We start from the raw sequence: 13091 nt of genomic DNA on the forward strand, positions 1-13091 counted from the left end.
AGAAGTCAGCCTGGGGATGCCGCAGCTCCCCGCCCCCGCCTACCCGGCCGACGTGCTCGGCCGGCTCGAAGCGGACGCGAAGGAGGTGATCGCCCGCTACCCCGGAAGCCGCTCCGCGCTGTTGCCGCTGCTGCACCTCGTGCAGGCCGAGGAGGGGTTCGTCTCCCGTACGGGCATGGCGTTCTGCGCGGACCGGCTCGGCCTCACCACCGCCGAGGTCACCGCGGTCGCCACCTTCTACTCGATGTACCGGCGCCGGCCCAGCGGGGACTACCAGGTCGGGGTCTGCACCAACACCCTGTGCGCGGTCATGGGCGGCGACGCCATCTTCGACCGGCTCAAGGAGCACCTGGGCGTCGGCAACGACGAGACGACCGACGACGGCAAGGTCACCCTGGAACACATCGAGTGCAACGCGGCCTGCGACTTCGCACCCGTCGTGATGGTCAACTGGGAGTTCTTCGACAACCAGACGCCCGAGAGCGCGACCCGGCTCGTCGACGACCTGCTCGCCGGCCGCACCGTGGAGCCCACCCGGGGCGCACCGCTCTGCACGTACAAGGAGACGTCCCGGATCCTGGCCGGCTTCCCCGACACGCGCCCCGGCGCCGTCGAGGCGAGCGGCGGAGCGGGGGCCGCCTCCCTGGTCGGGCTGAAGCTCGCCAAGGGCGAGGCCGCGCCGCACGCGCGCGTGGTCGGACAGCGGGGGGAGGCGCCGAGCGCCCAGCCGCAGAAGGGCGCCGAGCACCTCAGTTCCCATGACGCGCCGCAGCAGACCTCCGACTCCGACCCGGACAACCCGGCCGGACCCGCGGCCGAGGAGGGGAAGTGATGACCGTGGCCGCCGAGATCGACAAGAACGGGACCAGTCCCGAGAAGCTCCTGTCCCCGGTCCTCTCCTCCTTCTGGGACGATCCGGAGTCCTGGACGCTGGACACCTACCGCCGCCACGACGGTTACGAGGGGCTGCGCAAGGCCCTGGCCATGGCGCCCGACGACCTCATCGCGTACGTCAAGGACTCCGGTCTGCGCGGACGCGGCGGCGCGGGCTTCCCCACCGGGATGAAGTGGCAGTTCATCCCGCAGGGCGACGGCAAGCCGCACTACCTCGTCGTCAACGCGGACGAGTCGGAGCCCGGGACCTGCAAGGACATCCCGCTCCTCTTCGCCAACCCGCACAGCCTCATCGAGGGCATCGTGATCGCCTGTTACGCGATCCGCTCCTCGCACGCCTTCATCTATCTGCGCGGCGAGGTCGTCCCCGTACTGCGGCGGCTCCACGAGGCCGTGCGCGAGGCGTACGAGGCGGGCTACCTCGGGAAGGACGTCCTGGGTTCCGGGCTCGACCTGGAACTCACGGTGCACGCGGGCGCGGGTGCCTACATCTGCGGTGAGGAGACGGCGCTGCTCGACTCGCTCGAAGGACGGCGCGGCCAGCCCCGGCTACGGCCCCCCTTCCCCGCGGTCGCCGGTCTGTACGCCTGTCCCACCGTCGTGAACAACGTGGAGTCCATCGCCTCGGTTCCCGCGATCCTGAACCGGGGCAAGGACTGGTTCAGGTCGATGGGCAGCGAGAAGTCCCCGGGCTTCACGCTGTACTCACTCAGCGGACACGTCACCAGCCCCGGCCAGTACGAGGCCCCGCTCGGCATCACCCTGCGCCAGCTGCTCGACATGAGCGGCGGCATCCGGGAAGGGCACCGCCTGAAGTTCTGGACCCCAGGCGGCTCCTCCACCCCGATGTTCACCGACGAGCACCTCGACGTCCCGCTGGACTACGAGGGAGTCGGCGCCGCCGGATCCATGCTCGGCACCAAGGCGCTGCAGTGCTTCGACGAGACCACCTGCGTGGTCCGGGCGGTCACCCGCTGGACCGAGTTCTACGCCCACGAGTCCTGCGGCAAGTGCACTCCCTGCCGCGAAGGGACGTACTGGCTGGTCCAGTTGCTCCGTGACATCGAGGCCGGCAAGGGACAGATGGCCGACCTCGACAAGCTCAACGACATCGCCGACAACATCAACGGCAAGTCGTTCTGCGCCCTCGGCGACGGCGCCGCCTCGCCGATCTTCTCCTCGCTGAAGTACTTCCGCGCGGAGTACGAGCAGCACATCACCGACCGGGGCTGCCCCTTCGACCCCGCCAGGTCGACCCTCTGGGCCGACGACAAGGACGACAAGAACGCTCACCGGGGGGTGAACGCATGACAGTCACCACGAGTGCGCCCTCCGGGGGCGGCGAGGCGGCCGTTCCGCCCGAGGACCTCGTCACGCTCACGATCGACGGCATCGAGATCAGCGTGCCCAAGGGCACCCTCGTCATCCGCGCCGCCGAACTCCTCGGCATCGAGATCCCGCGCTTCTGCGACCACCCGCTCCTCGACCCGGCCGGCGCCTGCCGGCAGTGCATCGTCGAGGTCGAGGGCCAGCGCAAGCCGATGGCCTCCTGCACGATCACCTGCACCGACGGCATGGTCGTGAAGTCGCAGATCACCTCGCCCGTCGCGGAGAAGGCCCAGAAGGGGGTGATGGAGCTCCTGCTCATCAACCACCCGCTGGACTGCCCGGTCTGCGACAAGGGCGGCGAGTGCCCCCTGCAGAACCAGGCGATGTCGCACGGCGGCGCCGACTCCCGCTTCGACGGGAAGAAGCGCACCTTCGAGAAACCCGTCCCCATCTCCACCCAGGTGCTGCTGGACCGTGAGCGGTGCGTGCTCTGCGCGCGGTGCACCCGGTTCTCCAACCAGGTGGCGGGCGACCCGATGATCGAGCTGATCGAGCGCGGCGCGCTCCAGCAGGTCGGCACCGGGGAGGGCGACCCCTTCGAGTCGTACTTCTCCGGGAACACCATCCAGATCTGCCCGGTCGGGGCGCTCACCTCGGCGGCGTACCGCTTCCGCTCCCGGCCCTTCGACCTGGTGTCGACGCCCTCGGTGTGCGAGCACTGCGCCGGCGGCTGCGCCACCCGGACCGACCACCGGCGCGGCAAGGTCATGCGGCGGCTCGCCGCCAACGACCCCGAGGTCAACGAGGAGTGGCTCTGCGACAAGGGCCGCTTCGGCTTCCGCTACGCCCAGCAGCGCGACCGGCTCACCACGCCGCTCGTCCGCAACGCGGAGGGCGTGCTGGAGCCGGCGAGCTGGCCCGAGGCGCTGGAAGCCGCGGCGGCGGGTCTCTCGGCCGCACGGGGCAGGACCGGTGTCCTGACCGGAGGCCGGCTGACCGTCGAGGACGCCTACGCGTACAGCAAGTTCGCGCGGGTCGCCCTCGACACCAACGACATCGACTTCCGCGCCCGGGTCCACAGCGCCGAGGAGGCCGACTTCCTCGCCGCGCGGGTGGCGGGGCGCGGACGGGACCTGGACGGCAGCGGGGTCACGTACACCACGCTGGAGAAGGCACCGGCCGTCCTGCTCGCCGGCTTCGAGTCCGAGGAGGAGGCGCCCGGCGTCTTCCTGCGGCTGCGCAAGGCCCACCGCAAGCACGGGCAGCGGACGTTCGCACTCGCCTCGCACGCCAGCCGGGGCCTGGAGAAGGCGGGCGGCACGCTGCTCCCCGCCGCACCCGGCACCGAGACCGAATGGCTGGACGCCCTCGCGGGCGAGGTCGGCCTGGAGGGCGACGGAGCCGTCGCGGCCCAGGCGCTGCGCGGCGAAGGCGCCGTGATCGTGGTGGGTGAGCGGCTCGCCGCGGTGCCCGGCGGACTGACGGCCGCCCTGCGCACCGCCGCCGCGACCGGCGCCGCCCTGGTGTGGATCCCGCGCAGGGCAGGCGAGCGCGGCGCACTGGAGGCGGGCGCGCTCCCGTCGCTGCTGCCCGGCGGCCGGCCCGCGACGGACCCCCGCGCCAGGGAGGAGGTGGCGTCCCTGTGGGGCGTCGCCGAACTCCCCGCCCGCTTCGGACGCGACACCGGTCAGATCGTGGCGGCCGCCGCCACCGGCGAGCTTGCCGCGCTGCTGGTCGCGGGTGTCGACCCCGAGGACCTGCCCGACCCCGCGGCTGCGCTGCGCGCGCTGGACGAGGTCGGCTTCCTGGTCTCGCTGGAGCTGCGGCCCGGAGCGGTCACCGACCGCGCCGACGTGGTCCTCCCCGTCGCCGCGGTGGCGGAGAAGCCCGGCACCTTCCTCAACTGGGAGGGCAGAGCGCGGATGTTCGAGGCCGCGCTGAAGCCCGAGCAGCTGCCGAGGACGCTCTGCCCGACCGACGCGCGGGTGCTGCACATGCTGGCCGACGTCCTCGACGTCCACCTGGCGCTGCCCGATCTGCGGGCGGCCCGCCGTGAGCTCGACCGCCTCGGCGGCTGGGCGGGCGGCCACGCCGACGACCCGCGGGTGACGTCCAGCCCGGTGCCCAGGCCCGGCGACGGCGAGGCGGTCCTCGCGGGCCACCGGATGCTGCTCGACCGGGGCAGGCTCCAGGAGGGCGACGAGGCGCTGGCCGGTACCCGGCACGCGGCCGTCGCCCGGCTCTCACCGGTCACCGCCGCCGAGTCCGGGGTGAAGGACGGCGACCTGCTGGCCGTCACCGGCCCCGCCGGCACCACCGAACTCCCGCTGGCGGTCACCGAGATGCCGGACCGGGTCGTATGGGTGCCGCTCGACTCCGTCGGCCGGGGCGTCCCCGCCGACACCGGCGCCCAGCCGGGCGGACTGGTCCGGATCGGTCCGGCCGCCCCGGGCTCCCACGTCGTGACAACGGAGGTAGGAGAGTGACCGGCCTCGCCCAACTCGCCACGGCACCGCGGGGGACCGTCCTCGCGGCCGAGGACCTCTCCATGTTCGGCACGGACCCCTGGTGGCTCGTCGTCGTCAAGGCGGTGTTCTGCTTCGCGTTCCTCATGCTGACCGTGCTGTTCTCCATCGTGTGGGAGCGCAAGGTCGTCGCGTGGATGCAGCTGCGCATCGGCCCCAACCGGCACGGCCCCTGGGGCATGCTCCAGTCGCTCGCCGACGGCATGAAGCTGATGTTGAAGGAAGACGTCGTCGTCAAGCGCGCCGACAAGGTCGTCTACATCCTGGCCCCGATCGTGGCCGCCGCACCGGCGTTCATGGCGGTCGCGGTGATCCCGTTCGGCCCCTCCGGCAACGAGGTCTCGATCTTCGGCCACCGCACGACGATGCAGCTGACCGACCTGCCGATCGCGATGCTGTACATCCTCGCGGTCGCCTCGGTCGGCATCTACGGCATCGTGCTGGCCGGCTGGTCCTCCGGATCGACGTACCCGCTGCTCGGCGGTCTGCGCTCCTGCGCACAGATGATCAGCTACGAGATCGCGATGGGCGCCGCGTTCGCCTCGGTGTTCCTCTACTCGGGGTCGATGTCGACCTCGGAGATCGTGGCGGCACAGGAGGACCGCTGGTTCGTCCTCCTGCTGCCGGTCTCCTTCATCATCTACATCATCACGATGGTCGGGGAGACCAACCGCGCCCCGTTCGACATGCCCGAGTCCGAGGGTGACCTGGTCGGCGGCTTCAACACCGAGTACTCCTCCATCAAGTTCGCGATGTTCATGCTGGCCGAGTACGTCAACATGGTCACCGTCTCCGCGGTCTCCGTGACCCTCTTCCTCGGCGGCTGGCGGGCTCCGTACCCGGTCAGCACCTTCTGGGAGGGCGCGAACCACGGCTGGTGGCCGATGCTCTGGTTCGTCGTCAAGGTCCAGCTGCTCCTCTTCTTCTTCATCTGGCTGCGCGGCACCCTGCCCCGCGTCCGTTACGACCAGCTGATGAAGCTCGGCTGGAAGGTCCTGATCCCGGTCTCCGTCGTCTGGCTGATGCTGGTCGCGACCGTCAGGGCGATGAACAACGAGGGCTACGACTACTCGAAGATCCTGCTGTACGTCGCCGGAGCCGTGATCGCGGTCCTGCTGATCTCCTTCGTCGCCGACATCTTCCGCGACCGGAAGACCAAGGCAGCCGAGGAGGCGGCCGGACCGGAGCCGGCGTTCGACCCGATGGCGGGCGGGTACCCGGTGCCACCGCTGCCCGGCCAGACACTGCCGCCGGTGCCGCGCCGCACGCCGAGGCGTGAGCGGGAGCTCGTTGTCAGTGGCGGGCCGGACACTCGGAGTGACGACCTGGTGAGCGACGGAAGTGCGAGTGACGGAAGGGAGGCCGACGGTGTCTGAGTCATCGGAACCCTCGGGGGAGAAGTTCCAGAATCCTGTGGCCGGCTTCGGCGTGACCTTCAAGGCCATGTTCAAGAAGCGGCTCACCGAGCAGTACCCGGAGACGCAGAAGGTGACGGCGCCGCGCTTCCACGGCCGGCACCAGCTCAACCGTCACCCGGACGGGCTGGAGAAGTGCGTCGGCTGCGAGCTCTGCGCCTGGGCGTGTCCGGCGGACGCGATCTACGTCGAGGGCGCGGACAACACGGACGAGGAGCGCTACTCCCCGGGGGAGCGCTACGGCCGCGTCTACCAGATCAACTACGCACGCTGCATCCTGTGCGGGCTCTGCATCGAGGCGTGCCCCACCCGGGCACTGACCATGACCAACGAGTTCGAGCTCGCCAACACCACCCGCGAGAGCCTCATCTACACCAAGGACGAGCTGCTCGCGGGCCTGGAGGAAGGCATGGTCGACAGCCCTCACGCGATCTTCCCCGGCATGGACGAACAGGACTACTACCGGGGCCTGGTGACCGAGGCCGCTTCCGGTACGGAGCGCCAGGTCGCCGTCTCCAAGGGAGAAGCGGACAAGGGGGTGGGCGCATGACCGCCACCCTGGCCGCGGCCACCGCCACGTCGACCGGCGAGGCCGTCCAGTTCTGGATTCTCGGCACCGTCGCCGTCATCGGGGCGCTCTCCACCGTCCTGATGAAGAAGGCGGTGCACAGTGCGCTGTCGCTCGCCGGCACCATGATCGTGCTGGCGGTCTTCTACCTCGCCAACGGCGCCTACTTCCTGGGCATCGTCCAGGTCGTCGTCTACACCGGCGCGATCATGATGCTGTTCCTCTTCGTCGTCATGCTCGTCGGCGTCACGGCGGCGGACTCGCTGAAGGAGACCCTCAAGGGGCAGCGCTGGCTGGCTGCCGCGTGCGGGCTCGGCTTCGGCGTCCTGCTGATCGCCGGCATCGGACAGGCGTCCCTCTCCACCTTCAACGGCCTGGGGGCGGCCAACGCCCAGCACGGCGGCAACGTCGAGGGCCTCGCCAACCTCATCTTCACCAAGTACGTCTTCGCCTTCGAGATCACCGGCGCCCTGCTGATCACGGCGACCGTCGGCGCGATGCTGCTCACCCACCGCGAGCGCACCGAACGCGCCAAGACGCAGCGGGAGCTCTCCCAGGAGCGGGTGCGCGGCAGCCACCTCCCGCCGCTGCCGGCCCCCGGTGTCTACGCCCGGCACAACGCCGTGGACATCGCGGGACTGCTGCCGGACGGCACCCCGTCCGAGCTCACCGTCATGCAGACGCTGCGGCAGCGCGGCCAGATCCGGGACGTGTCCAGCGAATCGCTCGCCGACCTCAAGGCGCTGGAACAGCGCTCCGGGGAGCGGCTCGGACGTGACCGCGGGCCGGCCCGTGACCACGCGGAAGAAGAGGAGGAGGTCGCCAAGTGAATCCGGTCAACTACCTCTACCTCGCGGCCCTTTTGTTCACGATCGGCGCCTCGGGCGTCCTGATCAGGCGGAACGCGATCGTGGTGTTCATGTGCATCGAGCTGATGCTCAACGCCTGCAACCTCACGCTCGTCGCGTTCTCCCGCATGCACGGCAACCTCGACGGCCAGATCATCGCCTTCTTCACGATGGTCGTCGCCGCCGCGGAGGTCGTCATCGGGCTCGCGATCATCGTGTCGCTGTTCCGCTCCCGCCACTCGGCCTCGGTCGACGACGCCAGCCTGATGAAGCTGTAAGGGGTCGGAATCGTGGAAAACCTGATTGCGCTGCTGGTCGCGGCGCCCCTGCTCGGAGCGGCGGTACTGCTCTGCGGTGGCCGCCGGCTGGACCGGGCCGGACACTGGATCGGCACGGTGCTCGCCGCCGCGTCGTTCGTCATCGGCGTCGTGCTCTTCACCGACATGCTGGGCAAGGGCGCCGAGGACCGCGCCCTGCACCAGAAGCTGTTCAGCTGGATCCCCGTCGAGGGGTTCCAGGCCGATGTGGCCTTCCAGCTCGACCAGTTGTCGATGACGTTCGTCCTGCTGATCACCGGTGTGGGCACGCTGATCCACATCTACTCCATCGGCTACATGGAGCACGACGAGCGCCGCCGCCGCTTCTTCGGCTATCTGAACCTCTTCCTCGCGGCGATGCTCGTCCTGGTCATCGCCGACAACTACCTGCTGCTGTACGTCGGGTGGGAGGGCGTCGGTCTGGCGTCGTACCTGCTCATCGGATTCTGGCAGCACAAGCCCAGCGCGGCCACCGCCGCCAAGAAGGCCTTCCTGGTCAACCGGGTCGGTGACATGGGCCTCTCCATCGCGATCATGCTGATGTTCACCACCTTCGGCACCTTCGCCTTCGGGCCGGTGTTCGAGGCGACCGGGGACACCAGCGAGGGCAAGCTCACCGCGATCGGTCTGATGCTGCTCCTCGCCGCCTGCGGCAAGTCGGCCCAGGTGCCGCTGCAGTCCTGGCTCGGTGACGCGATGGAGGGCCCGACCCCGGTCTCGGCCCTCATCCACGCCGCCACCATGGTGACCGCCGGTGTCTACCTCATCGTCCGCTCCGGCGCGATCTTCAACGCCGCCCCCGACGCCCAGCTGGTCGTCGTGGTCGTCGGCGCGGTCACGCTGATCTTCGGTGCGATCGTCGGTTGCGCCAAGGACGACATCAAGAAGGCCCTCGCCGGGTCGACGATGTCGCAGATCGGCTACATGATCCTCGCCGCGGGCCTCGGCCCCATCGGCTACGTCTTCGCGATCATGCACCTGGTGACGCACGGCTTCTTCAAGGCCGGGCTCTTCCTCGGCGCCGGTTCGGTCATGCACGGGATGAACGACGAGGTGGACATGCGGAGGTACGGAGGCCTGCGGAGGTTCATGCCGGTCACGTTCGTCACCTTCGGACTCGGCTACCTCGCGATCATCGGCTTCCCGGGCCTGTCCGGTTTCTTCTCCAAGGACAAGATCATCGAAGCGGCCTTCGCCAAGGGCGGCACCGAGGGCTGGATCCTCGGCTCCGTGGCCCTGCTGGGCGCCGCGATCACCGCCTTCTACATGACGCGCGTGATGCTGATGACCTTCTTCGGCGAGAAGCGCTGGCAACCGGACGCGGAAGGCCACGAGCCGCACCCGCACGAGTCACCGAAGTCCATGACGATCCCCATGATCGTGCTGGCCTTCGGGTCGGTGTTCGCCGGTGGCTTCTTCTCCGTCGGCGACCGCTTCCTGCACTGGCTGGAGCCGGTCACCGGACACGACCACGGACACGCCCCGGTCAGCGCGACCACCGTCACCGCCGCCACCATGGTGGTGCTCGTCATCGGTGTCGCCATCGCCTGGGCCATGTACGGGCGCAGGCCCGTCCCCGCCGTCGCCCCGCGCGGCTCGCTGCTCACCAGGGCGGCCCGCCGGGACCTGCTCCAGGACGACTTCAACCACGTGGTCCTGGTCCGGGGAGGCGAGCACCTCACCCGCTCCCTGGTCTACGTCGACCACTCCCTGGTCGACGGCGTCGTCAACGGCACGGCCGCCTCGATGGGCGGGCTCTCCGGCCGGCTGCGCAAGCTGCAGAACGGCTACGCCCGCTCCTACGCGGTCTCGATGTTCGGCGGTGCGGCGGTCCTCATCGCCGCGACCCTGCTGATGAGGGCGGTCTGATCCCATGTCCTTTCCCCTCCTGACAGCGACGGCGGCGCTCCCGGCGATCGGAGCGATCGCCACCGCGGCCGTCCCGGCGGCCCGGCGCACCGCGGCCAAGTGGCTCGCACTGCTCGTCTCGCTGGCCACGCTCGTCCTGGCCGGCATCGTGTTCGCCCGCTTCGAACCGGGCGGCGACCGCTACCAGCTCACCGAGTCGCACGCCTGGATCAAGGACTTCGGCGTCCGCTACGAACTGGGCGTCGACGGCATCGGGGTGGCGCTCCTCGCGCTCACCGCGCTGCTGATCCCCTTCGTCATCCTCGCGGGCTGGCACGACGCCGATCCCCTGGAAACGAACTCCAGCCGCTGGCGCCCGACCCAGGGCTTCTTCGCCCTGATCCTCATGGTCGAGGCGATGGTGATCCTGTCCTTCGTGGCCACCGACGTCTTCCTCTTCTACATCCTCTTCGAAGCCATGCTCATCCCGATGTACTTCCTCATCGGCGGCTTCGGGGACCGGGCGCACTCGGGCAGCGACGAGAACGCGGCGGCGCAGCGCAGCTACGCCGCGGTGAAGTTCCTCCTCTACAACCTCGTCGGCGGGCTCATCATGCTGGCGGCCGTCATCGGGCTCTACGTCGTCGCGGGGAGCTTCTCCCTCTCCGAGATCGCCGAGGCCCGGGCCAACGGCTCGCTGGACATGGCGACCTCCACCGAGCGGTGGCTCTTCCTCGGGTTCTTCTTCGCCTTCGCGGTGAAGGCGCCGCTCTGGCCGCTGCACACCTGGCTCCCCAACGCGATGGGGGAGGCGACCACCCCGGTGGCCGTCCTCATCACCGCCGTCGTCGACAAGGTCGGCACCTTCGCGATGCTGCGCTTCTGCCTCCAGCTCTTCCCGGAGGCCAGCAAGTGGGCGACGCCGGTGATCCTCGTCCTGGCGCTGGTCTCCATCGTCTACGGCGCGCTCCTCGCGGTCGGCCAGCGCGACATCAAGCGGCTCATCGCCTACGCGTCGATCTCGCACTTCGGCTTCATCGTGCTCGGGATCTTCGCGATGACGAGCCAGGGCCAGTCGGGCGCCACGCTCTACATGGTCAACCACGGAATCTCGACGGCCGCGCTCATGCTGGTCGCGGGATTCCTCATCACCCGGCGTGGCTCGCGGCTCATCGCCGACTACGGCGGGGTGCAGAAGGTGGCGCCCGTCCTGGCGGGAACGTTCCTCATCGGCGGTCTGGCCACCCTCTCGCTGCCCGGGCTCGCACCGTTCGTCAGTGAGTTCCTGGTCCTGGTCGGAGCCTTCAGCGCGTACCCGGTGGCGGGCATCATCGCCACCGTCGGCATCGTGCTCGCCGCGCTCTACGTCCTCGTCCTGTACCAGCGGACGATGACGGGCCCGGTCAGGGAGGGGATCGGGGGCATGCCCGACCTCAAGGTCCGTGAGCTGGCGGTGGCCGTCCCGCTGATCGCCCTGCTGATCTTCCTGGGCGTCTTCCCGAAGCCGCTCACCGACGTCGTCAACCCGGCGGTGCAGCACACCATGCAGGACGTACAGAAGAAGGACCCCCAGCCCGAGGTGGAGGCCGCCAAGTGAGCGCAACAGCTGTCCACAGCCTGTGGACGACGGTGGGCGGGGTGACGACGGCCGCTCCGGGCGACAGGTTCACCGCTCCGACCATCGAGTACGCCCAACTGGCGCCCGTCCTGATCGTGGTCGGCGCCGCCGTCCTCGGGATCCTGGTGGAGGCCTTCGTCCCGCGCCGGGCCCGCTACACCACCCAGGTCCTGCTGACGGTCTTCGCGATCGCCGCCGCGTTCGCCGCGGTGGTGGGGCTCGCCGCCGACGGCTACGCCTCGAAGAACGCGCACATCGCCGCGATGGGCGCCGTCGCCGTCGACGGACCCGCCCTGTTCCTGCAGGGCACCATCCTGCTCGTCTCGGTGGTCTCCGTCTTCACGTTCGCCGAGCGGCGCCTCGACCCGGCCTCGCACGGCAACCGGGTGGACTCCTTCGCCGCCCAGGCCGGTTCCGTGCCGGGCAGCGAGGGCGAGAAGGCGGCGGTCAAGGCCGGATTCACCACGACCGAGGTCTTCCCGCTGGCTCTCTTCTCCGTGGCGGGCATGCTGGTCTTCCCCGCGGCCAACGACCTCCTGACGCTGTTCGTCGCGCTCGAGGTCTTCTCGCTCCCGCTCTACCTCCTGTGCGCCGTGGCCCGCCGCAAGCGGCTGATGTCACAGGAAGCCGCCGTGAAGTACTTCCTGCTCGGCGCCTTCTCCTCGGCCTTCCTGCTCTTCGGGATCGCCCTGCTCTACGGATACGCGGGCACCGTCTCCTACGCGGGCATCGCGAACGTCGTCGACGGCACCGTCCAGCAGATCGACCCGGCGCTCGCCGACACCATGGGCAACGACGCACTGCTGCTCATCGGCGGCGCGATGATCCTCATGGGCCTGCTCTTCAAGGTCGGCGCCGTCCCGTTCCACATGTGGACCCCGGACGTCTACCAGGGTGCGCCGACCCCGGTCACCGGCTTCATGGCCGCGGCCACGAAGGTCGCCGCGTTCGGCGCGCTGCTGCGCCTGCTGTACGTGGTGCTGCCCGGCCTCACCTGGGACCTGCGGCCCGTCATGTGGGGTGTCGCGATCGTCACGATGCTGGGCGGGGCGATCGTCGCGATCACCCAGACCGACATCAAGAGGCTCCTGGCCTACTCCTCGATCGCGCACGCGGGCTTCATCCTCGCCGGTGTCATCGCGGCGAGCCCGGAGGGCATCTCGTCCGTCCTCTTCTACCTGGGCGTCTACTCCTTCGTGACCGTCGGCGCCTTCGCCGTCGTCACGCTGGTGCGCGACGCGGGCGGCGAGGCGACCCACCTGTCGAAGTGGGCCGGGCTGGGACGGCGCTCGCCGCTGACCGCGGCGGTCTTCGCGGTGTTCCTGCTGTCCTTCGCCGGCATCCCGCTCACCTCGGGCTTCTCCGGGAAGTTCGCCGTGTTCAAGGCGGCTGCGGACGGCGGTGCGAGCGGGCTCGTGGTCGTCGGTGTGATCTCCTCGGCCATCGCCGCGTTCTTCTACATCCGGGTCATCGTCCTGATGTTCTTCAGCGAGCCGAAGGCGGACGGCCCCACGGTCGCCGTCCCGTCCCCGCTGACGATGACCACCATCGCGGTCGGGGTCGCCGTGACCCTGGTCCTGGGTCTGGCCCCGCAGTACTTCCTCGACCTGGCGAGCCAGGCGGGAGTCTTCGTACGGTAACGACACGAACGCGCTGCGACGCCGGACGGGCCTTGGAAAGTCAAGCCCGTCCGGCGTTGTCGTAGGCGGCGCCTATGGTTGCCGGTGAC

10 protein-coding genes are annotated in these 13091 nt (G+C 69.8%); all 10 read left to right on the top strand.

What is annotated here, in order from left to right; genetic code table 11:
- Nucleotides 1-16: 16 nt before the first annotated feature.
- The 10 genes from nuoE to nuoN are packed head-to-tail and all read left to right on the top strand — an operon-like array spanning nt 17 to nt 13002.
- On the top strand, nt 17-832 hold the full coding sequence (gene nuoE / locus B9S57_RS30405; protein WP_103760382.1) for an NADH-quinone oxidoreductase subunit NuoE: 816 nt from the start codon (nt 17-19) through the stop codon (nt 830-832).
- A complete protein-coding gene (gene nuoF / locus B9S57_RS30410) occupies nt 829-2205 on the top strand; it encodes an NADH-quinone oxidoreductase subunit NuoF (RefSeq protein WP_181011539.1) in 1377 nt (458 codons plus the stop codon). Before nuoE ends, nuoF begins: the two co-directional genes overlap by 4 nt.
- Nucleotides 2202-4709 carry an NADH-quinone oxidoreductase subunit G gene (locus B9S57_RS30415; RefSeq protein WP_103760384.1) on the top strand — a complete coding sequence of 836 codons (2508 nt, stop codon included), beginning with the start codon at nt 2202-2204 and terminating at the stop codon, nt 4707-4709. Before nuoF ends, B9S57_RS30415 begins: the two co-directional genes overlap by 4 nt.
- Nucleotides 4706-6124: an NADH-quinone oxidoreductase subunit NuoH gene (nuoH, locus tag B9S57_RS30420; RefSeq protein ID WP_103760385.1), complete on the top strand. Its 1419-nt coding sequence runs from the start codon at nt 4706-4708 to the stop codon at nt 6122-6124. The genes B9S57_RS30415 and nuoH overlap by 4 nt, the downstream gene beginning before the upstream one ends.
- Nucleotides 6117-6713 carry an NADH-quinone oxidoreductase subunit NuoI gene (nuoI, locus tag B9S57_RS30425; RefSeq protein ID WP_103760386.1) on the top strand — a complete coding sequence of 199 codons (597 nt, stop codon included), beginning with the start codon at nt 6117-6119 and terminating at the stop codon, nt 6711-6713. The genes nuoH and nuoI overlap by 8 nt, the downstream gene beginning before the upstream one ends.
- Complete coding sequence (locus B9S57_RS30430) at nt 6710-7561, top strand: NADH-quinone oxidoreductase subunit J (RefSeq protein WP_103760387.1); 852 nt, start codon at nt 6710-6712, stop codon at nt 7559-7561. The genes nuoI and B9S57_RS30430 overlap by 4 nt, the downstream gene beginning before the upstream one ends.
- A complete protein-coding gene (gene nuoK / locus B9S57_RS30435) occupies nt 7558-7857 on the top strand; it encodes an NADH-quinone oxidoreductase subunit NuoK (protein ID WP_099173920.1) in 300 nt (99 codons plus the stop codon). The genes B9S57_RS30430 and nuoK overlap by 4 nt, the downstream gene beginning before the upstream one ends.
- A gap of 12 nt (nt 7858-7869) precedes the next feature.
- On the top strand, nt 7870-9765 hold the full coding sequence (gene nuoL / locus B9S57_RS30440) for an NADH-quinone oxidoreductase subunit L (protein ID WP_103760388.1): 1896 nt from the start codon (nt 7870-7872) through the stop codon (nt 9763-9765).
- Between the two features lie 4 nt (nt 9766-9769).
- Nucleotides 9770-11341 (top strand): NADH-quinone oxidoreductase subunit M, encoded by a 1572-nt coding sequence (locus B9S57_RS30445; protein WP_103760389.1) that lies wholly within the window; start codon nt 9770-9772, stop codon nt 11339-11341.
- Nucleotides 11338-13002, top strand: a complete 1665-nt coding sequence (nuoN, locus tag B9S57_RS30450; RefSeq protein ID WP_181011540.1) for an NADH-quinone oxidoreductase subunit NuoN — start codon at nt 11338-11340, stop codon at nt 13000-13002. The genes B9S57_RS30445 and nuoN overlap by 4 nt, the downstream gene beginning before the upstream one ends.
- The last annotated feature ends 89 nt before the right edge of the window (nt 13003-13091 follow it).

The sequence above is a fragment of the Streptomyces sp. SM10 genome, assembly GCF_002910915.1.
Taxonomy (GTDB): Bacteria; Actinomycetota; Actinomycetes; order Streptomycetales; family Streptomycetaceae; genus Streptomyces.